The organism is Actinoplanes couchii, from assembly GCF_016862075.1.
GTDB lineage: Bacteria > Actinomycetota > Actinomycetes > Mycobacteriales > Micromonosporaceae > Actinoplanes > Actinoplanes couchii.
Genome location: NZ_BOMG01000052.1, coordinates 19,983 through 46,852, shown reverse-complemented (window position 1 = coordinate 46,852; position 26,870 = coordinate 19,983). Strand labels below are relative to the sequence as shown.

The 26,870-nt window shown below is 70.6% G+C and carries 26 protein-coding genes; 16 read left to right on the top strand and 10 right to left on the bottom strand.

The features are described from left to right. The first annotated feature begins 8 nt into the window (after positions 1 to 8). From Aco03nite_RS20230 to Aco03nite_RS20220, 3 genes are all read left to right on the top strand, one after another. On the top strand, positions 9 to 1,472 hold the full coding sequence (locus Aco03nite_RS20230; RefSeq protein ID WP_203796938.1) for an FAD-dependent monooxygenase: 1,464 nt from the start codon (positions 9 to 11) through the stop codon (positions 1,470 to 1,472). A gap of 182 nt (positions 1,473 to 1,654) precedes the next feature. Continuing rightward, positions 1,655 to 1,843: a hypothetical protein gene (locus Aco03nite_RS20225; RefSeq protein ID WP_203797026.1), complete on the top strand. Its 189-nt coding sequence runs from the start codon at positions 1,655 to 1,657 to the stop codon at positions 1,841 to 1,843. A 331-nt stretch (positions 1,844 to 2,174) separates the two neighbouring features. Beyond that, a complete protein-coding gene (locus tag Aco03nite_RS20220) occupies positions 2,175 to 4,034 on the top strand; it encodes an ATP-dependent DNA ligase (protein ID WP_203796937.1) in 1,860 nt (619 codons plus the stop codon). A 197-nt stretch (positions 4,035 to 4,231) separates the two neighbouring features. On the opposite strand, the gene Aco03nite_RS20215 is transcribed toward Aco03nite_RS20220, so the two are convergent. Next, on the bottom strand, positions 4,232 to 4,666 hold the full coding sequence (locus tag Aco03nite_RS20215; protein WP_203796936.1) for a hypothetical protein: 435 nt from the start codon (positions 4,664 to 4,666) through the stop codon (positions 4,232 to 4,234). A gap of 10 nt (positions 4,667 to 4,676) precedes the next feature. Then, on the bottom strand, positions 4,677 to 5,648 hold the full coding sequence (locus Aco03nite_RS20210) for an SURF1 family cytochrome oxidase biogenesis protein (protein WP_239145296.1): 972 nt from the start codon (positions 5,646 to 5,648) through the stop codon (positions 4,677 to 4,679). Between the two features lie 137 nt (positions 5,649 to 5,785). On the opposite strand from Aco03nite_RS20210, the gene Aco03nite_RS54120 reads away from it, so the two are divergent. Together Aco03nite_RS54120 and Aco03nite_RS20200 are read left to right on the top strand one after the other, a co-directional pair. Beyond that, on the top strand, positions 5,786 to 8,368 hold the full coding sequence (locus tag Aco03nite_RS54120; RefSeq protein ID WP_275415883.1) for a cobyrinic acid a,c-diamide synthase CobB: 2,583 nt from the start codon (positions 5,786 to 5,788) through the stop codon (positions 8,366 to 8,368). Positions 8,369 to 8,550: 182 nt separating this feature from the next. Beyond that, complete coding sequence (locus Aco03nite_RS20200; RefSeq protein WP_203796935.1) at positions 8,551 to 9,150, top strand: TIGR03086 family metal-binding protein; 600 nt, start codon at positions 8,551 to 8,553, stop codon at positions 9,148 to 9,150. Positions 9,151 to 9,165: 15 nt separating this feature from the next. Here the strand turns inward: Aco03nite_RS20200 and Aco03nite_RS20195 are convergent, their stop codons facing one another. Continuing rightward, positions 9,166 to 11,310 carry a transglycosylase domain-containing protein gene (locus Aco03nite_RS20195; protein WP_203796934.1) on the bottom strand — a complete coding sequence of 715 codons (2,145 nt, stop codon included), beginning with the start codon at positions 11,308 to 11,310 and terminating at the stop codon, positions 9,166 to 9,168. Between the two features lie 84 nt (positions 11,311 to 11,394). Here Aco03nite_RS20195 and cobC point away from each other — a divergent pair, with 84 nt between their 5' ends. The 3 genes from cobC (at position 11,395) to cobA (ending at position 14,850) form a co-directional block, all read left to right on the top strand. Next, positions 11,395 to 12,447 carry an Rv2231c family histidinol phosphate aminotransferase CobC gene (gene cobC, locus Aco03nite_RS20190; RefSeq protein WP_239145295.1) on the top strand — a complete coding sequence of 351 codons (1,053 nt, stop codon included), beginning with the start codon at positions 11,395 to 11,397 and terminating at the stop codon, positions 12,445 to 12,447. Then, on the top strand, positions 12,444 to 13,496 hold the full coding sequence (gene cobT / locus Aco03nite_RS20185; RefSeq protein WP_203796932.1) for a nicotinate-nucleotide--dimethylbenzimidazole phosphoribosyltransferase: 1,053 nt from the start codon (positions 12,444 to 12,446) through the stop codon (positions 13,494 to 13,496). Before cobC ends, cobT begins: the two co-directional genes overlap by 4 nt. Before the next feature lie 151 nt (positions 13,497 to 13,647). Continuing rightward, positions 13,648 to 14,850, top strand: coding sequence for a uroporphyrinogen-III C-methyltransferase (gene cobA, locus Aco03nite_RS20180; RefSeq protein ID WP_203796931.1), 1,203 nt, complete (start codon positions 13,648 to 13,650; stop codon positions 14,848 to 14,850). A 58-nt stretch (positions 14,851 to 14,908) separates the two neighbouring features. Here the strand turns inward: cobA and Aco03nite_RS20175 are convergent, their stop codons facing one another. Further along, on the bottom strand, positions 14,909 to 16,303 hold the full coding sequence (locus Aco03nite_RS20175; RefSeq protein WP_203796930.1) for an alpha,alpha-trehalose-phosphate synthase (UDP-forming): 1,395 nt from the start codon (positions 16,301 to 16,303) through the stop codon (positions 14,909 to 14,911). A 137-nt stretch (positions 16,304 to 16,440) separates the two neighbouring features. On the opposite strand from Aco03nite_RS20175, the gene Aco03nite_RS20170 reads away from it, so the two are divergent. The 5 genes from Aco03nite_RS20170 (at position 16,441) to Aco03nite_RS20150 (ending at position 20,547) form a co-directional block, all read left to right on the top strand. After that, the gene (locus Aco03nite_RS20170; protein WP_239145294.1) at positions 16,441 to 16,959 is read left to right on the top strand and encodes a hypothetical protein; all 519 of its coding nucleotides are present in this window, start codon (positions 16,441 to 16,443) and stop codon (positions 16,957 to 16,959) included. 98 nt (positions 16,960 to 17,057) lie between these two features. Next, positions 17,058 to 18,734, top strand: a complete 1,677-nt coding sequence (gene ettA / locus Aco03nite_RS20165) for an energy-dependent translational throttle protein EttA (protein WP_203796929.1) — start codon at positions 17,058 to 17,060, stop codon at positions 18,732 to 18,734. A gap of 3 nt (positions 18,735 to 18,737) precedes the next feature. Then, positions 18,738 to 19,148 (top strand): acyl-CoA thioesterase, encoded by a 411-nt coding sequence (locus tag Aco03nite_RS20160; protein WP_203796928.1) that lies wholly within the window; start codon positions 18,738 to 18,740, stop codon positions 19,146 to 19,148. Between the two features lie 16 nt (positions 19,149 to 19,164). Beyond that, a complete protein-coding gene (locus Aco03nite_RS20155) occupies positions 19,165 to 19,824 on the top strand; it encodes a DUF8185 domain-containing protein (RefSeq protein ID WP_203796927.1) in 660 nt (219 codons plus the stop codon). Between the two features lie 129 nt (positions 19,825 to 19,953). Further along, positions 19,954 to 20,547, top strand: coding sequence for a type III secretion system chaperone family protein (locus Aco03nite_RS20150; protein WP_203797023.1), 594 nt, complete (start codon positions 19,954 to 19,956; stop codon positions 20,545 to 20,547). Positions 20,548 to 20,574: 27 nt separating this feature from the next. On the opposite strand, the gene Aco03nite_RS20145 is transcribed toward Aco03nite_RS20150, so the two are convergent. The 3 genes from Aco03nite_RS20145 to Aco03nite_RS20135 form a co-directional block, all read right to left on the bottom strand. Further along, complete coding sequence (locus Aco03nite_RS20145) at positions 20,575 to 21,840, bottom strand: PKD domain containing protein (protein WP_203796926.1); 1,266 nt, start codon at positions 21,838 to 21,840, stop codon at positions 20,575 to 20,577. 64 nt (positions 21,841 to 21,904) lie between these two features. Then, positions 21,905 to 22,330, bottom strand: coding sequence for a globin (locus Aco03nite_RS20140; RefSeq protein WP_373872620.1), 426 nt, complete (start codon positions 22,328 to 22,330; stop codon positions 21,905 to 21,907). After that, positions 22,327 to 23,403 (bottom strand): mechanosensitive ion channel family protein, encoded by a 1,077-nt coding sequence (locus tag Aco03nite_RS20135; protein ID WP_203796924.1) that lies wholly within the window; start codon positions 23,401 to 23,403, stop codon positions 22,327 to 22,329. The genes Aco03nite_RS20140 and Aco03nite_RS20135 overlap by 4 nt, the downstream gene beginning before the upstream one ends. A gap of 191 nt (positions 23,404 to 23,594) precedes the next feature. Between Aco03nite_RS20135 and Aco03nite_RS20130 the strand changes: the two genes are divergently transcribed. Next, the gene (locus tag Aco03nite_RS20130) at positions 23,595 to 24,134 is read left to right on the top strand and encodes an HNH endonuclease (protein ID WP_203796923.1); all 540 of its coding nucleotides are present in this window, start codon (positions 23,595 to 23,597) and stop codon (positions 24,132 to 24,134) included. A 19-nt stretch (positions 24,135 to 24,153) separates the two neighbouring features. Here Aco03nite_RS20130 and Aco03nite_RS20125 read toward each other — a convergent pair whose 3' ends face one another. Both Aco03nite_RS20125 and Aco03nite_RS20120 read right to left on the bottom strand, forming a co-directional pair. Beyond that, positions 24,154 to 24,954 carry a class F sortase gene (locus tag Aco03nite_RS20125; RefSeq protein ID WP_203796922.1) on the bottom strand — a complete coding sequence of 267 codons (801 nt, stop codon included), beginning with the start codon at positions 24,952 to 24,954 and terminating at the stop codon, positions 24,154 to 24,156. A 10-nt stretch (positions 24,955 to 24,964) separates the two neighbouring features. Continuing rightward, entirely contained in the window at positions 24,965 to 25,438 is a 474-nt protein-coding gene (locus Aco03nite_RS20120; protein ID WP_203796921.1) for a hypothetical protein, read from the bottom strand. A gap of 231 nt (positions 25,439 to 25,669) precedes the next feature. Between Aco03nite_RS20120 and ctaJ the strand changes: the two genes are divergently transcribed. Next, positions 25,670 to 25,912, top strand: a complete 243-nt coding sequence (gene ctaJ / locus Aco03nite_RS20115; protein ID WP_239145293.1) for an aa3-type cytochrome oxidase subunit CtaJ — start codon at positions 25,670 to 25,672, stop codon at positions 25,910 to 25,912. Next, positions 25,899 to 26,294, top strand: a complete 396-nt coding sequence (locus Aco03nite_RS20110) for a DUF5130 family protein (protein ID WP_203796919.1) — start codon at positions 25,899 to 25,901, stop codon at positions 26,292 to 26,294. Before ctaJ ends, Aco03nite_RS20110 begins: the two co-directional genes overlap by 14 nt. A gap of 3 nt (positions 26,295 to 26,297) precedes the next feature. Here Aco03nite_RS20110 and Aco03nite_RS20105 read toward each other — a convergent pair whose 3' ends face one another. After that, positions 26,298 to 26,849 carry a Uma2 family endonuclease gene (locus Aco03nite_RS20105; protein WP_203797022.1) on the bottom strand — a complete coding sequence of 184 codons (552 nt, stop codon included), beginning with the start codon at positions 26,847 to 26,849 and terminating at the stop codon, positions 26,298 to 26,300. Positions 26,850 to 26,870: the final 21 nt, after the last annotated feature.

Below are 26,870 nucleotides of genomic sequence, written 5' to 3'. Positions count from 1 at the left end.
GGTGGCTGATGGCCGAGCTGTCTTGTGACGTCCTCGTGGTGGGTGCCGGCCCGACCGGGCTGATGCTCGCCAACTGGCTGACCAGGCTCGGAGTGCAGGTGATCGTCGCCGACGGCAAGGACGGTCCGACCCGGGAGTCCCGGGCGCTCGTCGTGCAGGCGCGCAGCCTGGAGATCTACGACCAGCTCGGCATCGGCGACCAGGTGCTGGAGGCCGCGCACCGGGCCGGGGCGCTCGCTCCCGGTTTCGGCGCGCGGGCCTTCGGCCGGGTTCGGCTGGGCCCGCTCGGTGCGGGAGCGACCGCGTTCCCGTTCCTGGAGATCCTCGAACAGAGCCGCAACGAGGAGATCCTCTACGAGAACCTGCAGAAACTCGGCGGCCGGGTGTTCTGGGAGTCGGCGGTCACCGCGGTGGTGCAGACCGACGACGGCATCGAGGCGAAGGTCGCCAACGACACCGTCCGGGCCCGGTTCTGCGTCGGCTGTGACGGGGCGAACTCGATCGTCCGCAAGGCCCGCCGGATCGCGTTCGAAGGGGTCACCAACCCGCACCGGTTCTTCGTCCTGGACGCCGTGGGCGCCCGTGGACTGGTGCGGGACGCGGTGAACGTACGGCCGGAACGTGCTGATTTTCTTCTCGCTTTTCCGATGCGTGGCGAGATCTGGCGTCTGATCGGGCTGGTCCGGGAGAGCGACGGCGACGGGCAGTTGGACGAGGAGGACGCCCGCGCGCGGATGCGCCGCACCTACGGCGTCACCTACGACCATTCGCGCTGGTTCGCCACCTACCGGGTGCACCACCGGGTCGCGGCGGCGTTCCGGGACGGGCCGTTCTTCCTGGCCGGGGATGCTGCCCACGTGCATTCGCCGGTCGGCGGCCAGGGCATGAACACCGGGCTGCAGGACGCCCACAACCTGGCCTTCAAACTCGCCGACGTGCTGCAGGGGCGGCGCAAGGACCGATGGCTGGACCGGTACGAGGCGGAGCGCCGTCCGGTGGCCCGCAAACTGGTCGCCACCACCGACCGGATCTTCAACCTGGTGACCTCGGCCCGGCCGGTGGCCCGGACACTGCGCCGGCTCGTGGTGCCGCTGATCGCCCCGGTCGCGGTCCGGCTGCTGCCGCGGACACCCGGCGGAACCCGGCTCTTCCAGTACGTCTCCCAGATCCGCATCCACTACCCGCTCGAACCCGGGGCGCCGGCCGGACGGCGCGACCCGGTGATCGGTCGGCGACTGCCGTGGGCCGGCGCGAACCACGAGGCGCTGCGGGCGGCCTGCTGGCAGATCCACGCCTACGGGGGTGTGGCCGCGGACGACGCGCCCGATCTCGGGTTGCCGGTGCACGTGTTCCCGCCGGCCCCCGCCTTCCGGCCGGGCCTGTTCTACCTGGTGAGAGCGGACGGATTCGTCGCCGCGCGGGCCGAGCCGGGTGAGGCGGACACGCTGTTCCGGCATGCCATGGCCAGGTGAGATCCGTTGTCCACAGGGTGGATCTCAGGGGTGTCAGGAACGATCATTCCATGTAGGATTCGTACATGCGTTCGATAACTGGACCTTCCCTCTCGGCCGCTCTGGCGAGTCGCGCGTCCCGGGGCAATCCCGGTCCGCGTGACTCGCTCGGCCGCCTCCGCACCCGTGACCGCATCGAGTCGATCGCCCGCCTCCGGGCCGCGGCCCGCGCCCTGGGCGACGTCGACGTCACCGGCTGGGACGACGCGTCCCTCACCGACCATCTGGACGACCTCTCCAAAGTGCTCTGCTCGCTGGACGCCGAGCTGGCCCGGGTCGCGGACGACGTCCGGGCTCGCGGTTTCCGCATCGAGGAGCCGAAAGCCGCATGATCCGCGTGGCTTGCGGCCCACCCTTTTCTGGTACGGGGGTGAGCATCCGCCTCTGGGTTCGCCCTGGTCCATGCCGTTCTCGTCGGGATCTGCCTCGCCTATCTCCGCCTCCGCCTTCCCGCTGCCTTTCTTCCGCGCTCGGCCTAGCTTCTCCCTAGCCCTTGCGTTCCGCCTGCCGTCCTCCGCTCTTTTGCTGCGCCTCTGCTTCTTTCGTCTTCCTCGTCCGGGGTCAGTGGTCGCTGACCGGTCCACGGAATGTGTCGCCTGCTGATCCCTCGTCCGGGGTCAGTGGTCGCTGACCGGCCCACGGAATGTGCCGCCTGCTGACAGGATGGAGATCGTGCGGTTCCTCGACATCGCTGCCACCTCGGCCGCCGTCACCGCGACCTCGGGCCGCAAGGCCAAGATCGAGCTGCTGGCCGCCGCGCTCCGGCGCCTGGATCCCGGTGAGATCGTCGCCGGTGCCGCTTACCTGGCCGGTGAGCTGCGGCAACGCCAGACCGGTGTGGGTTGGGCCGCGCTGCGCGACCGCCCGCCACCAGCCGCCGACCCCACTCTGACCGTCGCCGCCGTGGACGAGGCCATCGCCGAGCTCTCCACGGTCGCCGGCACCGGCTCCCAGTCCCGGCGCAAACAGCTTCTGGGAGCACTCTTCAGCGCCGCCACCGAGCCGGAGCAGACACTGCTGACCGGCCTGTTCAGCGGCGAGTTGCGCCAGGGTGCCCAGGCGGGCCTGCTGGCCGAGGCGGTGGCGTCCGCGGCCGGTGTGCCGTCCACGGTGGTCCGCCGCGCACTGCTGCTGTCCGGCGATCTGAAGCTGGTAGCAGCCGCCGCACTGACCGGCGGAGCACCAGCACTGGCCCAGATCCAGCTCCGGGTGGGAACCCCGTTGAGCCCGATGCTGGCCGGCAGTGCCCCCGACGTGGCAGCCGCCCTGCTGGCCACCGGCACGCCCGCAGTGGTGGACGCCAAACTCGACGGCATCCGCATCCAGGTCCACCGTTCCGGCAACGAGGTGGCGATCTTCACCAGAAGCCTGGACGACATAACGTCCCGCCTGCCAGAGGTGGCCGAGGCGGTCCGCTCCCTACCCCTGCGGGAGGCGATCCTGGACGGCGAGGCGATGCTGACCGACGATGCCGGCCGCCCACGCCCGTTCCAGGAAACCTCAAGCCGAACCGCAACCAGAAACACCCCCACCACCCGCCGCACCCCAGCCCGCCCCGATCCCGCCACGCCCAGCGCTGCCCCAGCCGCCGGCCCGACCACCGGCTCTGCCGCAACCAGTGGTGTTCCAGTTGTCGACCCGGTCGCGCTCGGGGGTGGTCCAGCGGAGGGTTCGGCTGTCGCCCCAGCCGCGCCGGGTGCTGTCCCGGCCGTCAATCCGGCTTCCGAACCTGCCGCGCCCGAAACCGCTCCGGCGGACAGTCCGGCCACTGGCTCCTCCGCGCCTGGCGGACTCCCTGCCCCCACCCCTGCCGTGTCCGGTGGTGCGGCTTCCTCCGGCCTTGCCGCGTCCGGTGGTGGGATTCGGCCGTTTTTCTTTGATCTCCTTCACCTTGATGGTGTTGACCTGCTTGACGAACCGGGGCGGGCGCGGTGGGCCGCTCTCGGGGGTGTCGTGCCGGAATCGCTGATCGTCGGGCGGACCGAAGTGGAGACCGGGGAAGAGGCGGCCGCTGCGTTTGCCGCCGCTCTCGCCGCGGGGCAGGAAGGGGTGGTGATCAAGGCGCCGGACGCGCCCTACGACGTCGGCCGTCGTGGTTCGGCCTGGGTGAAGGTGAAACCTCGGCACACACTCGACCTGGTGGTACTCGCGGTTGAACGGGGCAGCGGCCGCCGTAAAGGCCGGCTGTCCAACCTGCACCTGGGCGCCCGTGATCCACGGACCGGTGAGTTCGTCATGCTGGGCAAGACGTTCAAGGGACTGACCGACGAGTTGCTGCGCTGGCAGACCGAACGATTCCAGCAACTAGCGGTCTCCGACGACGGCTGGGTGGTGCGGGTTCGCCCCGAACAGGTGGTGGAGATCGCCTTCGACGGCGTCCAGACCTCGACCCGCTATCCGGGTGGTGTCGCGCTGCGTTTCGCGCGGGTCCTCCGCTACCGGGACGACAAGCCGGCCGCCGAAGCCGACACCATCGACGCGGTCCAGGCCCTCAACGCAGCCCACCCACCCCCACCGACTTGAGCCTGGCAGACCGAACCGCCCTCACCACGGTCCGGCTGTCCGGGCTCGTCCGTCCTTGCCGTGCTCTGACCTGGCCCGGGTGGCTCGATCGTGCCCTTGTCGGTCTGGCCCTGCCGGGCGGCTCGTCCCCACTCTCACCGCCGGACACTTGCCATGGCGGCTTCCGGTGGCGGTCGGCGGTCGGCTGAAGGTGCGGGCTACAGGGCGGCCAGGCTGCGGACGTAGTTGACCTGCTGGTTGAGTGTGGCGACGTCGTTCTCGGTGTGGAGGGTGATGCGGGCGACGTACTGATGCGGGCCGCTGGTGACTGTGACGTGCATCGTTCCCTGCGGGACTGTTTCCTTGACCAGCAGCAGGAGCAGGCTCAGGAACGCGGTCGGGCACATGCCGACGAAGGCCACGATCTTCGCCCAGGTGGGGGTGCGGCGCTGGGAGATCCAGTGGTCGGCGACCTGCCAGCGGGAGCCGGCCAGCGGCAGATCGCCGACCGGGGTGCGCACCAGCGTCGAGGTGATCTGTATCTCGGCTATCTCGACGATCACCGGGCCGGCCGCCGCCATCGGGGAACCCGGGGTCGCGGGTTCCGGCGGGGGCGTGGGCGGGCCCCACGGATCACCCTGCGGGAACGTCATGCCCGAGACATTAACCGGCGTCGTCCGGCGCCGCGAGGCGACGCTCGGTGCCGTCCGAACGCTCCGCGGTCACCGTCGCCGCCCGATCCCGGGCATCGGCCTCAGCAACGCGGTCACCGGAAGTAGAGGCAGAAGAAGCAGCACGAGCGGCAGCGCGGGCGTCAGCCGCCGCGACGCGGTCGAGGGGCTGCTCCGCCTTTGCGGAGCGGGTGCCGGCCAACGGCCCCCCGGCACGTTCCAGGGCCTCCCGCCGGGCCTGCCACCCGTACAGGACGAAGACCATCCCCGAGAAGATCCACCACTGGACGGCGTAGCCCCCGTTCTGCCAGGCGTCCTCGTGCGCGCTCGGGATCTGCACGAAGGCCGGGTCCGCGGCGGGGGTCTGCTCGGTCAACAGGAGGTACGACCCGTACACCGGATAGGGAAGTTCGGTGGCGAGGCGCGGCAGGTTGATCCGGCGGGTGTCGAGACGACCGTCACGCCGTTCCACCGGAGCGGGTCTACTTTCCGACAGGTGAATCTTGCCGACGACCGTCACCCGCCCGGTCGGCGCGGCCGGGACCTCGGGTGACAGCAGGGCTCCGCCGGCCGGCGCGGGCACCCAGCCGCGATCGATCAGGACCGCTGTCCCGTCGTCGAGGATCAACGGCGTGACGATCTCGAAACCGACCTCGGCCCCGACCGTACGACCGCGGGCCTGAATCTCGTTCGCCGGGTCGTACCGACCGCTGATCGTGACCTTTGTCCAGGCCACGGACTTGCCGGCGTTGGGTCCGGCGGTGCCGGCGACGGCCGGTGCGCCCATCACGGAGCTGAGCGGCACCGCGTCAACGCCGGCCGCCGCTTCGATACGCTGATTGATGCCGGTTCGTTCCTGATATCGGTGCAACTGCCAGTTGCCGAGCACGACCATGACCGCGGAGGCGACGACGGTGAGTGCGGCCGCACCCAGCCAGCGAGGGGTCAGCAGGAACCGGTACACCCCCTGAGGCTACCCGGCCAGCGGGTGCCTCCCGCCGCAGCCAGGTAGTCTGCGACCTCCGGCAGTCGATGAACACGTGGCAGCCGCCTGCGGAAACCTCGGGGGAGACATTGATCACCGCCCAGCCTCGTCTGGTCGTGAGCGCGCCGTCGTCGGGCCACGGCAAGACAGCTATCGCCGTGGGCCTGCTCGCCGCGCTCAGTGGCCGTGGCATCCCCACGGCGGGTTTCAAGGTCGGCCCGGATCACACCGACGCCGCGTACCTCGGTCTTGCCGCCGGTCGCCCCGGCCGCAACCTGGATCCTCGTCTGGTCGGCGCCCAGCGGGTGGCGCCGCTGTTCGCGCACGGCGCGTCCGGTGCCCAGGTCTCGGTGATCGAGGGCGCGATGGGCCTGTTCGACAGTCTCACCGGCCAGCCCGAGGTCGACGGCACCGCCTCGGTCGCCGCCGCTCTGCGTGCTCCGGTGGTCCTGGTGGTGGACGTCGCCGCGATGGGCCATTCGCTGGCCGCGCTGGTGCACGGCTTCCGGATGTTCGACGAGATGGTGCACCTGGGCGGCGTGATCCTGAACCGGGTTGCCTCCGACCGGCACGAGCAGATGCTGCGCAGCGCGATGGACGACATCGGCATGCCGGTGCTCGGCGCCCTGCACCGTGGTGACCTGCCCAACGTCCTTCCCGCACGTACGCACGGGCTGGTCCCGGTCGCGCACCGGACCGTCGAGGCCGGCCGGGCCGTACGCCGCCTGGGTGAGGCTGTTTCGGGTTCGCTCGACATGGACCGGCTGATGTCGCTGGCCACGTCCGCGCCGCCGATCCCCGGCCCGCTGTGGACTCCGGCGGAGGCGGCCGGCGAGGGCGTCGTGTTCGACAAGCGCCCGGTGATCGCGCTGGCCGGTGGTCAGGGCGCCCCCTACACCTATGTGGAGACGGCCGAGCTGCTCACCGCCGCGGGCGCCGATGTCGCGGTGGTCGACCCGCTGCGCGACGAGGCTCTGCCGCCGGGCACCCGTGGGCTGATCGTGGGGGCCGGTCTGCCCGAGGGGTACGCGGAGGAGCTGTCCGCCAACCGTCGCCTCAACGCGGCGATCGCGCAGTTCGCCCGGGACGGCTGGCCGATCGTCGCCGAGGGTGTCGCCCTGCCGTGGCTGGGTCACGAGCTGGACGGCCGTCCGATGTGCGGCGTCCTCGACGCGACCGCCACCACCAGCGAGCAGACCGTCGCCGGTTACCGTGAGGCCACCGCTCCCGGCACGTCGGTGCTGGCTCCGGCGGGCGCCCGGATCACCGGTTACAAGCAGCACCGGGCGGTCGTCACCCCGCGGGCCGGTGCCAACCCGGCCTGGACCTGGTCCGGCGGCAACCCGGAGGGTTTCGTCTGGCGCCAGGTGCACGCCTCCCAGCTGGGCCTGCACTGGGCCGCCGCGCCGGAGATCGCCCGCCGTCTGGTGTCCGCCGCCCACGCGGGCCCGCAGGGCGCCCAGTCCCAGCAGCCGAACGGTCACGCTTCCCCGTCCGTGCCGAACCAGCAGGTGCCCAGCCAGTCCAAGCCCGGCCAGTCCGGGTCGCCGCAGGGGGCTCCGGCGGGCCAGGCGCCGAGGGCGACGTCGGCCCAGCCGTTGCAGACGGTCTTTCCGAGCCACAACGCTCCGACCCGGGCCACGTCGGTGGCGTCCGGCCCGGTCATCACCGGCGAGATCGTCTCGGGCGAGGTCGTCTCCGGCCCCCGAGGCTCGGGCCCCGGTTTCTCCGGCCCGGAGTTCACCGACCGTGACTACGTCGACGCGGATTCCTCCGGCTCGTCCTCCGGCTCTTCATCCGGCTCCGAGTTCCCCGGCCCGGTCTTCCCCGGCCAGGCGTTCTCCGGTCCCGGTTTCCCCGGCCCGGCGGGCACCGGCCCCGGCTTCGCCGGCCCACCCCATTCCGGTCCCGGTCCCTCCGGCCAGGGCGGTCCGGTCTCCGGTTTCCCGGGTCGTTCCGGCCAGGTCTCAGGCTTTTCCGGTACGCCGGGAGCAGGCCCGAGCTTCCAGCCGCCGAACGGATCGGAAGCCGCCTACTCCGGAGGCCCCGAATTCGGTGGCCCCGACTTCCCGGCCCCGTCGGGTCCCGGGCCCCACCGCCCCGCCCGCAACGGTCAGGCCGCCGACTTCCGCCCGTCGAACGACGCGCCCCAGCCGTTCCCGCCCGCGGGAGAGCAGCCCTCAGGTTTCCCCAACTCCGGCAATTCCGGCACCGGTTTCCCCGACCCGAACCGCCCCGGCCACGACGGTTTCCCCGACCAGAACCGTGCCGGCCACGACGGCTTCGCGGACCAGAACCGACTCGGTCCTGACGTGTTCGACCTGGGTAGCCCCGGCCGGATCCCTGCCGATCACGCCGGATCCGGCCCGGCCCCGTTCGACCCGGCGATGGGCCGCCCGAACAACCATCCCGGCGCCAACGGCCCCGGAGGTTTCGGCGGCCCGGGTTCCTCCAGCGCGGACGAGACCCTCCAAGGCATGCCCACGCAGGTGATGCCGTTCCACGGGGGAACGCCCGGCGGCTTTCCCGGTCCAGGTTCCCCTTCCGGCCCGGGTGGCTTCCCCGGTCCCGGTGCACCGCCCAACCACGGGAACTTCCCCGGTAACGGAACACCTCCCGGCGGCACGTTCCCGCCCGGCAACGGTGTGCCGGACAACCAGCGCCAGGGCATGCCCGCGGTCCCCGGCACCCAGGACTGAGCCGTCCCGAAACCACAGCCCGGTCCGCAGCAGATGTCAGGGTTTCCCAGCCACCGCCGGGAACCTGCGTATTGATGCTGGCCGTCGGAAACGGCCCTGCGTGCGAAAGCGGAAATCGGGGTCCGGAGAGAGTCGTACCTCCCTCTTATCGTGAGGCGTACGACAACCGAAGGAGGATGATCGTGGCCGATCGTGTGCCGCTGGATTTCGACCCGCCGGTTCGTCAGATCAGAGCGCTGCTGCTGGGTGTGGACAGCCGTGATCTCACCGCACGGACACCGTGCCCGGAGTGGCCGGTCGCGGCTCTGTTGGACCACCTGATGGGCCAGGCCCTGGTATTCACCCTGGCCGCCCGCAAGCGCACCGGCGATCCCGGTGCCGGCGGCGGCCCACCACGACCATCGGTGGCCGGCCTGTCCCCCCATTGGCGCAGCCGTCTCCCGGTGCTGCTGGCCGACCTGGCCATCGCCTGGAAGGACCCGGCAGCCTGGACAGGCACGGCCCAGACGGCCGGCGTGCCCCTGCCGGCCACGACGATGGGCACGATCGCCATGACCGAGCTGGTGATCCACGGTTGGGATCTGGCCCGAGCCACCGGCCAGGATTTCGCCGCGGACCCGAGGGTCCTGGAGACGCTGGCGGAGTTCCTGGCCCAGTCCCCACCCGAGGGCAGCCCGGGACTCCAGGTCGATCCGTCGGAAGAGATCCTGCTCCAGACGGTGGCCCTGTCCGGCCGCAATCCAGCCTGGCGCCGCCCCCGCCACTACCCGTCAGCGGCCTGACCCACGGCCGGCCGGTTACCAGACGTACTTGTCGGTGGGGGGTTTGAAGTTCTCTCGGGGTTTGTCCTTCAGGGCGTCCCGCAAGGTCTGGGCCACGGTGTATTTGGACATCGTCGAGCGGCCCGAACCGACCACGTGTTCCGGGTTGTCGGGGTCGGCGACAAAGGCGGATGCGGCCAGCTGCGGGGTGTAACCGCTGAACCAGGCCGTCTTGTTGCCGTCGGTGGTTCCGCTCTTTCCGGCCACCGGGCGGCCCAGCGTGCCGTACACCATCTCCGACGTGCCCCATCCGCCGCAGCTGCCGCGGGCCGAGCCGTATCCGGTGACACATCGGGCCGCGTCGGTGGCCGCCCGGGCCACGTTGACCTTCACCTCCTGATGGCAGCGCGGCGCGGCGATGAGCCGCTTCTGATACAGGGCGTGACTGCCGTCGGGGTTGCGGATGCTGACCACCGGCAACGGCTCGCAGTATTTTCCTTCGGCCGCCAGCGTGGCGAAGACGTTCGCCATCTCGACGGGGGTGGCGTCGCTGACGCCGAGGGTGAAGGCGCCCCATTCGGAGGCGTGTTCCTTGGTGGCGAGTTTCTTGTCGATGGCGGTGCGCCAGCGCAGGCCGAGCCGTTCCGCCATCCGGACCACCTTCTCCGCGCCGACGCGTTGTTCGAGCTGCACGAAGTAGGTGTTGACGGATTTGCCGAAGCCGCTCCACATGGACTGGTTGCCGGTCATGGATTCGCTGGAGTTCTTCGGGCACCAGTGGATGCCGCAGGTGGCGGGGCCGGGTGCGGTGATGTAGCGGGACACGTACCGCTGCGGTGAATAGAACGTGGTGGACAGCGGCATGCCCTCTTCCAGGGCGGCCAGCATCGTGAAGATCTTGAAGGTGGAGCCGGCCTGGTAACCGGCCATGTCGCCGCCGCCGAGCAGCGGGTTGACGGTGTTCGGGTAGTTGCCTTTGACGTCCCGGTCCTGCCGCCAGTCGCTGTGCCGGCCGTTGGCGGACTGGTCGAGGGAGTACCGCCGGTTGACGGCCATGCTGAGGACCCGCCCGGTGCCGGGCTGAACGACGACCTGTCCGTGGGCGAACGCGCTGCCACGGCGTTCCTTGCCGAGGACGTTCTTCATCGCGTACCGCTGGATGGCGGGGTCGATGGAGGTGACGATGCGGTAGCCGCCGCGCCGCAGGTTCTCCTCCCGCTCGAGGGGGTTGCGGCCGAAGGCGGGTTGTTCACGCCACCAGCTCTTGAAGTAGTCGCAGAAGAATCCCCAGTCGTTGTGGCGCGACGAGACGGAGACACAGTCGTTCGGCGGCGTACTCAACTTGAGTTTGATCTTGGAACGCCGGGCGCTGACGGCCTGCTCGGCGGTGATCGCGTTCATCTTGAGCATCTGGTCGATCACGTAGTTGCGGCGTTCGGTCGCGGCTTTGCGGTCCTTGGTCGCCGGGTCGTAGGCGGACGGCGCCTTGACCAGCCCGGCCAGCAGGGCCGCCTCGGTCAGCGTGAGATCGCGCGGAGACTTGGAGAAGAAGACCTGCGAGGCGGCGTAGACGCCGTAGGCGCGATGCCCGTAGTACGCGGCGTTCAGGTACCGCTCGAGGATCTCCTCCTTGCTGAGCCGCTGTTCTACCTCGATGGCGAGCCGCATCTCCCGGAGTTTGCGGGCCGCGGTCTGTTCGGTGGCCTCCAGCGCCTCCTGCGGGGTGCGCGCGCTGTTCTGCAGGGCCATCCGCACGTACTGCATGGTCAGCGTGGACGCGCCCTGGGAGACCCCGCCGGCCTTCTGGTTGGCGACGAACGCCCTGGCCACACCCTTGGCGTCGACGCCGTGGTGCTCGAAGAAGCGGTTGTCCTCGGCCGCCACGATCGCCTTGATCATGAACGGCGACATGTTCGCCAGGTCGACGTGTTTGCGGTGCTCCTCGTAGAACATGGTGAGCAGGGTCTTGCCGTCGTTGGCGTAGACGTAGGTGGACTGTGCCGGCGCCGTCTCGGTGAGCCGCTCGGGCATGTTCTCCAGGGCTTCCGAGCCGACCTTGACACCCATCCCGGCCAGCGCGGCGAACGGGTAGGTGAGCCCGGTGACGACCAGCCCCGCGATGAGTCCGGCCCGGATCAGCAGGGCCACGCGTCCGGCTACGGTCAGGTGTCGGCTCGTCACCCTCTGACGGTATGGCAAAAGGCCTCATGTTCGGACGGAACGGCCGATATGTGGCGTGCTCCACCGTCCGGCATGCTGAGCCCCATGAGTTTCGACCTCGATCATCACGGTGACGCCGAAGTGGGGGCGGGCCTGATCGATCTCGCGGTCAACGTGCGCCACCAGCCGATGCCGGACTGGCTCTCGGCCCCGATCACGGAGTCGATGGCCACGCTGGCCGCTTACCCGAATGCCGACTCGGCTACCGAAGCAGTAGCAGATCGCCATGAACGGGATCGCGAAGAGGTTCTCCTCACCGCCGGCGCGGCCCAGGCGTTTGTGCTCCTCGCGCAGGCGCTGAAAGAGAAGAAGCGCCCCGTGGTGGTGCACCCGCAGTTCACCGAGCCCGAAGCGGCTCTGCGTAACGCGGGCCACGAGGTGGAGCGTGTCATTCTCCGGGAGGAGGACGGCTTCCGCCTCGACCCCGCGACGATCCCCGACGACGCCGATCTGGTCTTCGTCGGCAACCCCACCAACCCGACCTCGGTTCTGCACCCCGCCTCCGACCTGGCGAAACTGGCCAGGCCGGGCCGGGTCCTGGTGGTCGACGAGGCTTTCGCCGACACCACCTGGCGCGCCGGGCACGACGGCGAACCGGAGTCCCTGGCCGAGCGCCGTGACCTGCCCGGCCTGGTGGTGCTGCGCAGCCTGACCAAGACGTGGGCGCTGGCCGGACTGCGGATCGGGTACGCGCTCGGCCCGGCCGACCTGCTGCGCCGCCTGGCCGCCGCGCAGCCGCTCTGGGCGGTGTCGACCCCGGCGCTGGCCGCGGCGCGGGCGTGCGCGTCGCCGGTCGCGATCGCCGCGGAACGCGAGATCGCCGCGCGCCTCACGGTGGAGCGGAACCACCTGGTGGACCGGTTGCGGCGAGTGCCGAGCGTCACGGTTGCCGGTGATCCGGCGTCGGCATTTGTTGCGGTACGCCTGGCAGAAGCCGACCGAATCCGCGCTGATCTGCGCAAACGTGGCTACGCCGTGCGTCGTGGCGACACGTTTCCGGGCCTGGGCCCGGACTGGCTCCGGATCGCGGTGCGCGACACTGCCACCACAGACCGATTCGTACAGAATCTGCGCGAAGTGATCGAGGAGCGACCGTGACGCTGGAGACCACCCTGGCGGCCATCCGCCCGGCCGACGAGCCCGCCATGGCCGCCGCCCGTGAGCTGCAGCTGCGCCTGACCAAACCGGCCGGTTCGCTGGGTGCGCTGGAGGAGCTGTCGGTGCGCCTGGCCGGGCTGGCCGGGGTGTGCCCGCCGCCGCTGCCCGAGCCGGCCACGGTCGCGGTCTTCGCCGGTGACCACGGGGTGCACGCCCAGGGGGTGAGCCCGTGGCCGCAGGAGGTCACCGCTCAGATGGTGGCGAATTTCGTGGCCGGCGGCGCGGTGGTCAACACGTTCGCCCGGCAGACCGGCGCCGACGTGATGGTGATCGACGTCGGGGTGAAGATCCCGCTGCACGGTGGCGCGAACCTGCTGGACGCGAACGTGCGGCGCGGCACCCGGGACATGACGGCCGGTCCGGCGCTGACCCGCGAGGAGGCCCTGGCCGCGGTCGAGGTCGGCATCCGAGTCGCCGGCGCGCTCGTCGAGCAGGGGGCGAAAGCGCTGCTCACCGGCGACATGGGGATCGCCAACACGACTCCGGCGGCGGCGCTGGTGGCGGCGTTCACCGGCGTCTCGGCGGGGGTCGCGACCGGCCGGGGCACCGGCATCGACGACGAGACCCTCAACCACAAGATCGCGGTGGTGACCGCGGCGCTGGAGCGGCACGCGCCCGACCCGGCCGACCCGCTCGGGGTGCTGGCCGCGGTCGGCGGTCTGGAGCACGCCGCGCTGACCGGGTTCATCCTCGGCGCGGCGGCGGCCCGGGTGCCGGTGGTCATCGACGGGGTGATCGCGACGTCGGCCGCGGTGGCGGCCGCCGCGTTCGCCCCGGACTCGGTGGCCGCGATGGTCGCCGGGCACCGGTCGGCCGAGCCCGGCGCCGGTGTCGCGCTCGCCCACCTCGGTCTGGAACCGCTGCTCGACCTGGGCATGCGCCTGGGCGAGGGCAGCGGCGCGGTGCTGGCCCTGCCGATCGTGACGGCCGCCGTCCGCGTGCTGCACGAGGTGGCGACGTTCGACGCGGCCGGGGTCTCGGAGAAGTGAGAGCCGGCCAGCGTGCCGGCGAGGTGAAGGCCCGCCGGGGTGCCGGCGACGTGAGCACCAGGGCCGGTGGAGTGAGTGGCGGGGAAGTGAGCGCGAGGTCAGCGGCGACGGGCGCGGGAGTGCGGGACGAGAGCGCGGGAGTGTCGGAGATATGAGCATCTATCCGCTGGGGTTGCGCCTGGACGGCCGCCGGGTGCTGGTGGTCGGTGGTGGCTCGGTCGCCACCCGCCGGGTGCCGGCCCTGATCGCGGCGGGCGCGCGGGTCGAGATCGTCTCGCCCGAGCTGACCCCCACCCTGCAGGGGCACGTCGACGCCGGCCGTGCGGTGTGGACGCCGCGGCGCTTCGCGCCCGCCGACGTCGAGGGTGCCTGGCTGGTCCATGTCGCGATCGACGACCCGGAGGCCGCGGCCGGGGTCAGCGTCGCGGCAGAGCAACACCGGATCTTCTGTGTACGCGCGGACGACCGCGACGCGGCGACGGCCTGGACCCCGGCCGTCACCAGGCACGGCCAGGTGACGGTGGCGGTGACCGACGGTGGTGACCGCCGCCGGGCGATGGCGGTCCGCGACATGGTGGCCGGGGTGCTGGAGGCGTCCCCACCGGCCGCGCCGGAGCTGACCGGGGTGGCCCTGGTCGGCGCCGGTCCCGGCGACCCGGAGCTGATCACGGTCAAGGGCCGTCGCCTGCTGGCCGCCGCCGACGTGGTGGTCGCCGACCGGCTGGTGCCCGGCATGCTGCTCGGTGACCTGCGGCCGGAGGTCGAGCTGATCGACGCCGCCAAGATCCCGTACGGTCCGCAGGCCGCGCAGGAGGAGATCAACCGGATCCTGGTGGACCGGGCGCGGCAGGGCCGGTTCGTGGTCCGGCTCAAGGGCGGCGACAACTTCGTCTTCGGCCGGGGCGGTGAGGAGGCCCAGGCCTGTGCGAAGGCGGGGATCCCGGTGCTGGTGGTGCCGGGCGTGACCAGTTCGATCGCGGCGCCCGCACTGGCCGGCATCCCGGTCACCCATCGTGGGGTGGCGCACGAGTTCACCGTGATCTCCGGCCACATCCCGCCGGATCACCCGGACTCGCTCGTCGACTGGCCGGCGGTGGCCCGGTTGCGGGGGACCGTGGTGCTGATGATGGCCCTGAAGAACCTGCCGGTGATCGCGGAGCGGCTGATCGCCGAGGGCCGGTCGCCGTCGACACCGGTCGGGGTGGTGCAGGAGGGTTCGACGGCTCACCAGAAGTCGCTGATCAGCACCCTCGGGAGCGTCGCCGCGGAGACGAAGGCGGCCGGGATCCGTCCGCCCGCGGTCGTGGTGATCGGTGACGTCGTGAGCGAGGCGACCGTACCCGCGCAGCTGTAGTTGACGTTGACGTGCAGAAGCGCCGGGCCGAAGCCGGCCCGGCGCCCTCGCGGTGAACCTATTTCTCGCCCACGCCCAGCTCGTCGAGGAACGTGTGCGCCCAGCGGGCGACGTCGTGGGTGCGCAGGTGTCGCTGCATCACCCGCATCCGGCGCTTGAGCTCGGACGGCTCGGCGGTGACCGCCCGCAGCAGGGCGTCCTTCACCCCGTCCGGGTCGTGCGGGTTGCACAGGAACGACTGGCGCAGCTCGGTGGCCGCCCCGGCGAACTCGCTGAGCACGAGCGCGCCACCGGAGTCACCGCGGCAGGCGATGTACTCCTTGGCGACCAGGTTCATGCCGTCACGCAACGGCGTCACCATCATCACGTCGGCCGCCGCGTACATCGCGGCCAGTTCCTGCTTGTCGACCGACTGGTGCAGATAGTGCACCGCCGGGGTGCCGACCCGCCCGAACTCGCCGTTGATCCGGCCGACCTCGCGCTCCACCTTCACCCGCAGGGTCTGGTAGTGCTCGACACGCTCCCGGCTGGGGGTGGCGACCTGGATCATCACCGCCTCGCCGGCGTTGAGCTTGCCGTCGGCGAGCAGCTCGCGGAACGCCTTGAGGCGCAGCTCGATGCCCTTGGTGTAGTCGAGCCGGTCGACGCCGAGGATCACCGTCTTCGGATCGCCCAGCTCGGCCCGGATCTGCTTGGCCCGGGCCTGCACCGCGGGGTCGGCGGCGAGCCGTTCCATCTCCTTGGTGTCGATGCTGATCGGGAACGCGCCGGCCTTGACCTCGCGCCCGTCGACCTGGATCGACTGGCCGGTGTAGCGCAGCCCGAGCAGGTGCCGGGCCAGCCGGACGAAGTTCTGCGCGGCCAGCCGCTGCTGGAAACCGACCAGGTCGGCGCCGAGCAGCCCGCGCAGGATCTCGGACCGGAACGGCATCTGCATGAACAGTTCGATCGGCGGGAAGGGGATGTGCAGGAAGAAGCCGATCTTCAGGTCCGGCCGGAGCTCCCGCAGCATCGCCGGAACCAGCTGGAGCTGATAGTCCTGCACCCAGACCGTCGCGCCCTCGTCGGCGACCTCCGCGGCGGCCTCCGCGAAACGACGGTTGACCAGGCGGTACGTGTCGCGCCAGCGCCGCTTGTAGGCCGGGGTCTCGACCGCGTCGTGGTAGAGCGGCCAGATCGTCGCGTTGGACTGACCCTCGTAGTAGCGTTCCAGCTCCTCGTCGCTGAGTGGAACCGGGTGGATGTGGATACCCTCGAGGTCGAACGGCTCGGGTGCCTCACCCGTCCCGCCGGCCCATCCGATCCAGGTGCCCTGGTGCTCCACCAGGACCGGATGCAGGGCTGTGACCAGGCCGCCCGGACTGGGCCGCCACTGCTTTTCACCATCCGGCGTAGTTACCTCGTCCACGGGCAGACGGTTGGCGACGACGACGAAGGAACTTCGTTGGGCCACGCTGAGTACACCTCCGAGTGGTTTCTGTTCCCAACGTGAGCCTACTGTGCGTAAGCTCTCGCTTTCTCACCGGCTCCGGTCCGCCACCGGAATCGACGGTGATGGACCGGGTTGGGGCGGGGTGTCATCCTGTGCCGGTGACCCCGCATGATGATCATTCCCAGCAACGGCAGCCGCTGCTCATACCTGTGGTGATCACCACGGCGTTGCTGACGATCATCGGCATGGGCGGCGGTTACCTCCTCGCCGAGAACCGGTCCGGGAGGACGGAGCCGCAACCGGAACAGAACTCGACCATCTCGCTCCTCCCGGCGGGGGAGCCCTGCCTGGAACGTACCCAGAAAATGGGCCGGCAATTCGGCGCGGACGGTGAGTTGCGAGAGGTCCTGCAGGTGCGGACGGCCAAGCGCACGGTCATCTGGATCTGCCAGGACGACGTCGGCGACCTCTTCTACCACGCGAACAAGGGCGGGGCGGACGCTCCGTGGGTGGAGAACAAGACCGCGCTGTTCCTGCAGCGGGTCTCGCACGACGGCGCCGGCACGTTCACCGCGACCGCCCCGACCGACGGCACCACCTTCACAGTGAACAGCGAACGGCTGGTCGTCGCGCACACCGACGGCCGGGTCGAGGAGCAGGACGTCGTCCCGGAGTGACACCGACCGGGGTTGGGCGAACGGCTCCGCGGCGGTAGTGGAAAGATTGTCCTTTGATCCCGGCACGACAATCCACGATCTCGGAGGTAGGGCACACCGTGGCCCAGTACATCTACGTCCTGGAAAAGGCGCGCAAGGCGCACGGCGACAAGGTCGTGCTCGACAACGTGACGCTGAGCTTCCTGCCGGGCGCCAAGATCGGTGTCGTCGGCCCGAACGGCGCCGGTAAGTCCAGCTTGCTCAAGATCATGGCGGGGCTCGACAAGACGAGCAACGGCGAGGCCCGGCTGATGCCCGGCTACACCGTCGGCATGCTCGCGCAGGAGCCGCCGCTCAACGAGGAGAAGACCGTCCTCGGCAACATCGAGGAGGCCGTCGCCGAGACGAAGGCCAAGCTCGAGCGCTTCAACGCGATCGCCGAGCAGATGGCCACCGACTACAGCGACGAGCTGATGGACGAGATGGGCAAGCTCCAGGAGGAGCTGGACCACCTCGACGCGTGGGACGTCGACTCCAAGCTCGAACTGGCGATGGACGCGCTGCGCTGCCCGCCGCCGGAGGCCGACGTCACCCAGCTCTCCGGTGGTGAGCGCCGCCGTGTCGCCCTGTGCAAGCTGCTGCTCGAGGCGCCCGACCTGCTGCTGCTCGACGAGCCCACCAACCACCTGGACGCCGAGTCGGTCAGCTGGCTGGAGCAGCACCTGGCGAAGTACGCGGGCACCGTCCTGGCGATCACCCACGACCGGTACTTCCTGGACAACGTGGCTGGCTGGATCCTCGAGCTGGACCGCGGCCGGGCGATCGGCTACGAGGGCAACTACTCCACGTACCTGGAGAAGAAGGCCGCCCGCCTCTCCGTCGAGGGCCGCAAGGACGCCAAGATGAAGAAGCGGCTGTCCGAGGAGCTCGAGTGGGTGCGGTCGAACGCGAAGGCCCGCCAGACCAAGAGCAAGTCCCGGCTCGACCGTTACGAGGAGATGGCCGCCGAGGCGGAGAAGACCCGGAAGCTGGACTTCGAGGAGATCCAGATCCCGCCGGGCCCCCGTCTGGGTAACACGGTCATCGAGGTCAACGGCCTGACCAAGGGCTTCGAGGGCCGGACGCTGATCAACAACCTGTCGTTCTCGCTGCCGCGCAACGGCATCGTCGGCATCATCGGCCCGAACGGCGTCGGCAAGACCACGCTGTTCAAGACCATCGTCGGGCTGGAGCAGCCGGACGAGGGCTCGGTGCGGATCGGCGAGACGGTCAAGCTGTCGTACGTCGATCAGAGCCGTTCCGGTCTGGACCCGACCAAGACGCTGTGGGAGGTCGTCTCCGACGGTCTCGACCACATGATGGTCGGCAAGGTCGAGATGCCGTCCCGGGCCTACGTCGCCGCCTTCGGCTTCAAGGGCCCGGACCAGCAGAAGCCGACCAAGGTCCTCTCCGGCGGTGAGCGCAACCGGCTCAACCTGGCGATGACGCTGAAGATCGGCGGCAACGTGATCCTGCTCGACGAGCCGACCAACGACCTGGACGTCGAGACGCTCTCCAGCCTGGAGAACGCTCTGCTGGAGTTCCCCGGCTGCGCCGTGGTGATCTCCCACGACCGGATGTTCCTCGACCGGGTCGCCACCCACATGCTCGCGTGGGAGGGCACCGACGAGGAGCCGGACAAGTGGTTCTGGTTCGAGGGCAACTTCGACGCGTACGAGAAGAACAAGATCGACCGGCTGGGTGCCGACGCGGCCCGTCCGCACCGGGTCACCTACCGCAAGCTCACCAGAGACTGATCTGTGTCTGAGCGCTTCATCCTCGATGTGCCCGTGCGCTGGTCCGACATGGACGCGTACGGGCACGTCAACAACGCGCGCTTCCTCACCCTGTACGAGGAGGCGCGCGTGGCGATGTTCTTCGTCGGCGCCCGGCAGCACGGTCTGGGCTCGTTCGAGGAGGGCATCGTCATCGCCCGGCACGAGATCGACTATGTGCGGCCGGTCGACTTCGGTGACCCGGTCCGCATCGAGATGTGGGTCTCCCAGCTGCGGGCCGCGGCCTTCACCGTCTCCTACGAGCTGTTCGACGACGGGGTGCTGGCGAGCCGGGCGAAATCCGTGTGCGTGCCCTACAACCTGGCCGACGGGCATCCGCGCCGGCTGACCGACGCCGAGCGTGACTTCCTCCGGCCGTACACCGAGGTGTCCTGATGATTGTCAACCGGTCATGAGTGAGCACGGCCTGCTCGGGGTTCCCGACGCAGGCGCGTTCCTGGCGCGGCTCACCAGGCTCGATCCGTCCGCACCGGTCCGGCTCCGCTCGTCCGGTGGCCGTACCGCGCTCTGGGCCCACCTCCCCTGGGACGTCCTGGTCACCCGTGAGGTGGCCGGCCCCGGGCCGGGTGACGCCACGGTCTCCGCGGCGCAACTGCTCGCCGTCCTCGCCGCGAGCGGGACGGCCCTGCCGGAGCGGCGGGACACCCTCTGGCGCTGGCCGCTGCCGCCCCCGGCGAGCACCGCGGTGGAATCGATCTCGGGCACCGAGCTGGCCCGGTTGGCCGCGGCCGCCGCCGGAACCCTGCGGGAGGTCACCGCGAGTGGTGTCTCCGGGCGCGCGGTCGGGCAGCGGGCGGTCCGCGACGCCCTTCTCGATCATGTCGCTCTGGTCGTCACCCCGGACTCCGGAGCGCCCGTGCAGATCTCCCAGAGGCTCGTCCAGGCGGTCGCCCGGATGGGTTTTCTCGGCCCGCGCGACGCCGCACCGGCGGAGGCGCGAGTCCGCGTGACAGGTGGCTGGGTGGGAATTTCTGCACCATATGGAGTCGCGTGGCGACAAAGCGTCCACAAATTGACCGTTATGCCGATGGTGGGTAACCCGAAAGGGTGACCTTGCATCGTTCATCTGGTCCCGCCCTCCCGTTGGGGGGATGACCTTCCGGAACGGTACGGGTACCGTCGGCCCTCGGATCCACTGCAACGTCCAGCGGTGGGTCTGTTGGGGAGTGAGGTGCACACGATGCCGTGGTGGTCATGGCGCCCGGGATCCACCGAGGGCAACGAGCAGACGGACACCGGTGGCGAGGTGGCGGTGCAGAGTGCCGGCACCGTCCGTGTCGGCGTCCCGGCTCAGCGCGAGCCGAGCAGCCGCCCCGGAGTTCCGTCCGAACTGTCCGCGAGCGGATCCTCCGATCTGGTCCTGCCGGTGCAGCTCGCCCGGGTCGGTAAGGCGCTCGACCTGCTCGACATCCGGTTCCTGGCCGACGGCGGCGGCAGCCTCCTGGCCATGTGGGAGCGGCACGCGGTGCTGTTCACCCTGGAGGGGCCGGACGACGAGATCCTGGTGATGCGGGCCCGGCCACACGCGACGGTCCCACCCGACTGGGCCGACCGGGCCTACCGGGTGGTCAACGAGTGGAACCACACCCGACGGTTCTGCAAGGCCTATGTGGGTGACCCCACCGAGCGGGGCCAGCTCCCGATCTACGCCGAGCTGCAGGTCCCGCTCGCCGCCGGCGTCCACGACACCCTGCTCGTCGAGCTGCTCGACTGCGGCGCCGCCGTGGCCACCTCGTTCGTGGACTGGCTCCACGACGAAGGGGCCCTGCTCTGACGTTCGTCACCGGAGCGGGAACGGCTGTTACCGGAGTGGGAACATGCCGATCCGGCCGTGGTACTCGCGGCCCAGCTGGTCGGTGTCCGAGCCGACGAGCAGACCGCCGGCGGTGGCCAGGAAGGTCCGCACCCCGACACCCCGGGACCTGGTCGGGTTCCACTCCAGCGCCTTGCCGGTGTTCGGGTTGACCGCGCCGATGCCGGGCCGGGAGACGGCGCCCGGGCCGGGCCCGTTGCCGTCGGTGCCGTACGGGTTGTCGAACCACCGCTGGTGCCCGCCGAGGTAGACGGCCGGCCCGGTGATCGCCACCGCGTAGAGCGAGTCCCCGCCGGTCCGCTGCACCCACGTCGGGTTCTGCTCACCGGTGCCGCGGGTCTCGAACCGTGCCGCCGCGTCGCACAGCTTCTGCGCCGACGAGGCCCGCCCGGTCGCCGCCACCACCACGTAGTTGCCGTCCGGGCTGAACTTCACCTGCCGCAGGTACGTGTCGAAGCCCTTCATGCAGGTCGGCTTGAACGCGTCGGTCCACCAGTTGCTCAGGACCGCCCCCGGACCGCCGGTGTCGAAGAGCGCGATCTGGGTCCGGTCCGCGCCCCCGGACTTCAGGAAGGCCCCGACGGCGATCAGCTTCCGCCCGTCCGGGGAGACGTCGAAGTGCTCCACCCGGGTCCGTTTGAGGCCCGGCCCGGCGAGTTTCGCGTCGAAGGCCTGATCGACCGCGCCGGTGTACGCGTCCATCCGGGCCAGTCCGACCCGCGGCACGCCGCTGATCGCCGAGAAGGTGCCGCCGGCGTAGACCTTGGAGCCCCGGGTGACGAGCGTCCGCACATCACCCCAGTTCACCGTGGCGGCGAACGTCGGGTACCGGCCGCCGTCGAGCAGCGACATCCGGGCCAGTCCGCGCTGCTCGTTGCCGTTGACGTGCTTGAACGCGCCGCCGATGTACACCGAGTGGTCCGGCCCGGGCGCCAGCGAGTAGACCGCGCCGTCCACCTCCGGGGCGAACGTGCGGATCCGCCCGTCGCTCAGGCCGAACGCGAAGATGTTCTTCCGGGCGTACGTGGTCCGCCGGCTGCTGTCGGCGACCTTGGTGAACGCCCCGCCCACCACGACGGTGTCACCGACCAGCGCCAGCGACCACACCGTGCCGTCCAAGACGTGCGGCGTCCAGTCCACCGGATCGGTGGAGACCACCGTCGGGTGGTGGACGTCGGCCGCCGCCGGTGCCACGGCCAGCGCCGGAACGGCGACGGCCGCGACGGCGGCGACAGCGAGCAGACGACGGTGCATGCGATGGCTCCCCGGATCGTGAGTGACAATCCGATCAACGAGCCACCGGCCGGGGGAGTCACTGTTACGGCGTGGGCTCCGCCGGGTCCAGCCGGTTCACCATGAAGTACGCCGCACGCTCCAGGTACTCCCAGAGCTGGGTCCGCAACTGCTCGGGCAGCTCCAGCGAGTCGACGGCCACCCGCATGTGCAGCAACCAGGCGTCCCGGGCGGCCGCGTCGACCACGAATGGGGCGTGCCGCATCCGCAGCCGTGGATGACCACGGCTCTCCGAATACGTCGACGGACCACCCCAGTACTGCATCAGGAAGAGCGTGAGCCGGTCGGCGGCCGGCCCCAGATCCTCCTCGGGGTACATCGGCTTCAGCAGCGGGTCCTCCGCGACGCCCTCGTAGAACTTGTCGACGAGGCGCCGGAAGGTGGGCTCGCCGCCCACGGCGTCGTAGAAGGTGGGTGCGCTCACCGTTCCATCCTGCCAGCCATGCCTCAGGCCCTGCCGCCCGGCTGCTCGTCGGCGGGCGGCGGGACGACCTCCGGGCCACCGGCCCAGGGCGGCGGGACCGCGCTGCGCGGCGCCAGCCGGGACGCCGCGATCCGCTCGGACAGGCCGGAGGTCTCCAGCGACTCGGTCAGCGCCCGGCGCAGGTCGCGCTGGATCGAGACCTGGCCGTCGGCGGTGGTCTTGGCGATGGTCCGGATCACCGCGCCCTCGACGGTGAGCTGCTCGACGCCGAGCACGTCCGGCGGCTCCAGGAAACCCGCCTCGTGCTCCGGATCGTGGGCGACGGTGGCGGCGGCGGTCTTCAGCACCGCGATCGCCTCCTCCGAGTTGACGAAGCCGATCGGGATGTCCACCACCACCATGGCCCAGCCCTGGCTCTTGTTGCCGACCCGGACGATCTCGCCGTTGCGGATGTACCAGAGCACACCCCGGGCGTCGCGGACCGTGGTGATCCGCAGGCCGACGCTCTCCACCACACCGGTGGCCTCGCCCAGGTCGACCGTGTCGCCGACGCCGTACTGGTCCTCCAGCAGCATGAACAGACCGGCTATCAAGTCCTTGACCAGGCTCTGCGCGCCGAAACCGAGGGCCACACCGACGATGCCGGCGCTGGCCAGCAGCGGGGCCAGGTTGAAACCCAGCTCGCCCATCACCAGCAGCGCGGCCATCGTGAAGATCACCGCGCTGACGAAGCTGCGCAGCACCGACGCGATCGCCTCGGCCCGCTGGCGCCGCCGCTCGGGGATGAACGTCCCCTCCTCGGCGGTGACCGTCACCTTCTCCTTCAGCGGCTTCAGCAGCGCCGGCATCGAGGCCCGCGAGCTGGTCGTCGCCAGCCGGGAGATGGCCCGGTGGATCAGCCAGCGCAGCAGCATCGCGACCAGGATGATCGCGATGATCCGAGCGGGTTTGATCAGGACGACGTAACTGCTGGTGGCGAACCATTCACTACCCGTCCAGGTGAGGATCTGGGCGCAGAATGCGTCGTCCTTGCAGACCGGCGTGACGAACACGTCGGGGGAGACCGACGGTGTGGGGGTGGGGGTCGCGGCTAGGAACACGGGAACAGAAGGTACCGGGTCGACCTGAGCGGAGACCTCAGACGTTTACCGTCCGGCCACAGATTGTGCTGGCAATCCGGTTATTCATCAGGGACTATTGGCTCACGGACCTTCCGGCAGGGAGGCCCGAATCACACACGCATGGGCTACGGGAGCGGTAACAAGCAACTGACACCGGAAGGGTGATCGCGATGCCTGACATACGACCCATGGTTGGCTCTTCCGCGTTGGTCCTGAACGCTACCTACGAGCCGCTGTGCGTCGTATCGGTGCGTCGAGCGACCATCCTCGTCCTGACAGCCAAGGCCGAGTGTGTCTCCGACGGGGACGGCATCCTGCACAGCGCCCATCAGAACCTCCCGGTCCCGTCCGTGGTCCGGCTCACGCGGTACGTGAAGGTGCCGTACCGCACCCATGTCGGTCTCTCCCGCCGGGCCATCTTCGCCCGTGACGGCGGCCGCTGCGCCTACTGCCGCGGCTCGGCCGAGACCATCGACCACGTCTTCCCGAAAAGCCGCGGCGGCCTGCACGCCTGGGACAACGTCGTGGCAGCCTGCGCCAAGTGCAACCACAGCAAGGGCGACAAGACCCCGGCCGAGCTCGGCTGGCGGCTGCACGCCCCGCCCGCCGCTCCCCGCGGAGTGGCCTGGCGGGTCCTCGGCCACCGGACCCCGGATCCCCGGTGGATGGACTGGCTGGACCTGCCGTCCGCGGTCGCCGAGGCCGCCTGACACCCGCCGGCGCGCCGGCTCAGGCCGAGGACACCAGCGACGCGAAGACGACCACGTTGTCCTCGTAACCCTCGTCGCCGCCCAGCCACTTCCCGCCACAGGTCATCAGCCGCAGCGACGGGCGGGAGTAGTCGCCGTACACCCGCTGGGCCGGCAGTCTGCTCTTGTCGAACGTCTCCACCGAGTTGACCTCGAACACCGCGAGCGACCCGTCGGCCCGGGAGACCCGGATCTCCTGCCCGGGTTTCAGCTCGTCCAGCCGGTGGAAGACCGACGGCCCGGTCCGGGTGTCCGCGTGCCCCACGATCAACGCCGGCCCGAACTGGCCGGGTGTCGGCCCGCCCTCGAACCAGCCGGCCTCGTTGTGCCGTTTCAGCGGCGGCACGTCCACCGAACCGTCCCCGGCCAGGCCCACGTCCAGGATCGGCGCGGACACCCGGATCGCCGGGATCTCCAGCCGCTCCGGCCGGGACGGGTCCAGCACCGGGAACGCGCGCGGCGGCGGCTGGTCCGGCCCGCGGAACAGCCCGCCGATGTCGAACCCGGTGGCGAAACCGAGCCCCAGGCCGAACGCGAACAGCCCGACGAAGACCAGCACGAACGCGACGATCCCCGCCATCCCGCCCCGCTTGCCGCGGACCGGCCGGGGTTTCGGCGCCCGGCGGGGCAGCGGGATCCGGAACGACGGCCGCCCCGGCAGCGACTTCGGTGTCGGCAGCGGCCCGGTGATCGACCCGGGTGGCGGCGCCACGATCACCTGGGCCGGACGTTTCCGGGCGACCGACTCCGGCACCCGTGGGCTCTTCCCCCGTGTGGTCATGCCCGCCCCCTCAACCGACCCGGCGGCGCAACGACACCGCGCCCAGCGCCAGACCGGCCAGCACCGCGGCCAGGCCGCCACTGATCAGCAACGGGCCGGCGGCTCCCGGAGCGGTGCCCCCGCCCCCGGTCGCCGGGCCGCGGCTCGGCTCGACCTTGGCCACCACGTGCAGGGTGCCCGTCGCGGTGCCACCGTCGGGGCACTTCAGCAGGACCGGATAGTCACCCGAACCGGTGCCGGCCGGGACTCGTACCGTCGCGGTCAGGAACCCGAACTCGGGGTTGACCGTGACCGAACCGATCGGCTCGCCCGTCACCGTCGCCGCTTTGAGGTTGTCGTCACACGACGCGCGCAGCGCGATCTCGTCACCGGCCCGGGCCGTGCTGGGGTTGATCTCGACGAAGACAGCCGCGGCCGAGGCCGGCGAGACGCCCGAAAGGGCGGCGAAAAGGCCTGTGAGGACCGCCGGGACGAACGTGCGCATGGGTTCCCCTCCCTGCCGTTCGCGACGGAAAGTACGCGGACGGCGCGTGAGGGTGATTTTCGCACCCCGGCACACATTCCGCGTAGATCCCGACGGCGTGAGACCCCGGTTCGAGACCCGACGGTCCGGGACGACATGCGCTCCGCTACGGTGATTGATGTTCGGAATAAGTAGGGTCACCGTGCGCCTGGGGGCGTTCAGTTGTCAGTAATCAGCACCATTCTGGTCTTCGTGATCATTCCGGCAGCGATCATCGGAACGATCGCGACACTCGTGTTCGCCGGCTCCGACCGGTCCAAGCCGTCCCGGCGTTACCGCCCGGGCCGGCCCTTCGACTTCCCGGCGATGTGGTTCTCCGCGACGCCGCAGCAGGTCACCCCGGCTGGGGGCGGCCACTCCGGGCTGATCATCGAGGACAGCTCCGGCGCACCCGTCCGCCCCGGTTCCACAGGAGGCGCAAGTGACAGTTGGTGAGGTCACCCCGCTCGAGCAGCCTGCCGACGGTCCGTTCACGACCCGTCAGCTGATCCACCTCGACGAGGCGCTCCGCGTCGCCGACCAGGTGACGGGGCTGCAGTTCAGCATCTACCTCGGCCCGCTCGAGGAGCCGATCCGCGAGTCCGCCGAGAAACTGCACGCGCGGACCCGGCACCCGGAGCGCTCGGTGCTCATGGCGGTGTCACCCGATCAGTGCAAGCTGGAGATCGTCACCGGTTCCGAGGCCCGCAAGCGGATCTCCGATCAGGACGCGAAACTGGCCGGCTTCTCCATGGTCGGCACGTTCGCCGGTGGCAACCTGGCCGGCGGCCTGATGATCGGCATCGACCAGCTCGCCAGCCACGCCGGCAAGGGCTGATCCTCAGCTCCACGAGCTCACATCCACCCTCATCGGGTACGGCACATCGAGTTCCGCCTGCTCCCCGGCCCCGACGTCGCGGCCCGGGAGATAGGCGCCGTCCGCCAGCGTGCACACCCGCAGGACCGGCCCGGGCTCCACCCGCCAGTACCCGCCGATGCCCTCGGCCGCGTAAACGGCCGGCTTGAGCAACCGGTCGTACCGCCGGGTCTCCTCCGACTCCACCTCGACGACCAGCGCCACGTCCCGGGGATCCGCCCAGATCGCCCCGGACGACCGCGGCCGCAGCACCGTCACGTCCGGCACCAGGCTGCTGTCCGGCATCGCGATGCCGAGCCGGCTGCACACCCACCAGCCGGGCGGCGCCGCGGCCCGCAACGTGGCCACCACCGCCTCGACCGTCGCGTCGTGCCGCGGCCCGGCCGGCGGGGTGACGTGCAGAGCACCGTCGAGGATCTCGTAGCGGTGCCCGTCCGGTGGGAAGAGGTGCAGGTCGGGCCGTGACCAGCGCCCGTCCGGCGCACTCCAGCGCACCGGGGAACCGTGGCTCACCATCGTCACCGGCTCAGCGTAATG

Excerpts from the sequence above, each read along its gene's own strand:
- Aco03nite_RS20230 (WP_203796938.1), top strand. The coding sequence starts at position 9 with ATGGCCGAGCTGTCTTGTGACGTCCTCGTGGTGGGTGCCGGCCCGACC.
- Aco03nite_RS20220 (WP_203796937.1), top strand. The coding sequence starts at position 2,175 with ATGGAGATCGTGCGGTTCCTCGACATCGCTGCCACCTCGGCCGCCGTC.
- Aco03nite_RS20215 (WP_203796936.1), bottom strand. The coding sequence starts at position 4,666 with ATGACGTTCCCGCAGGGTGATCCGTGGGGCCCGCCCACGCCCCCGCCG.
- cobC (WP_239145295.1), top strand. The coding sequence starts at position 11,395 with ATGAGTTTCGACCTCGATCATCACGGTGACGCCGAAGTGGGGGCGGGC.
- cobA (WP_203796931.1), top strand. The coding sequence starts at position 13,648 with ATGAGCATCTATCCGCTGGGGTTGCGCCTGGACGGCCGCCGGGTGCTG.
- Aco03nite_RS20155 (WP_203796927.1), top strand. The coding sequence starts at position 19,165 with ATGAGTGAGCACGGCCTGCTCGGGGTTCCCGACGCAGGCGCGTTCCTG.
- Aco03nite_RS20150 (WP_203797023.1), top strand. The coding sequence starts at position 19,954 with ATGCCGTGGTGGTCATGGCGCCCGGGATCCACCGAGGGCAACGAGCAG.
- Aco03nite_RS20145 (WP_203796926.1), bottom strand. The coding sequence starts at position 21,840 with ATGCACCGTCGTCTGCTCGCTGTCGCCGCCGTCGCGGCCGTCGCCGTT.
- Aco03nite_RS20130 (WP_203796923.1), top strand. The coding sequence starts at position 23,595 with ATGCCTGACATACGACCCATGGTTGGCTCTTCCGCGTTGGTCCTGAAC.
- Aco03nite_RS20125 (WP_203796922.1), bottom strand. The coding sequence starts at position 24,954 with ATGACCACACGGGGGAAGAGCCCACGGGTGCCGGAGTCGGTCGCCCGG.
- Aco03nite_RS20120 (WP_203796921.1), bottom strand. The coding sequence starts at position 25,438 with ATGCGCACGTTCGTCCCGGCGGTCCTCACAGGCCTTTTCGCCGCCCTT.
- Aco03nite_RS20105 (WP_203797022.1), bottom strand. The coding sequence starts at position 26,849 with ATGGTGAGCCACGGTTCCCCGGTGCGCTGGAGTGCGCCGGACGGGCGC.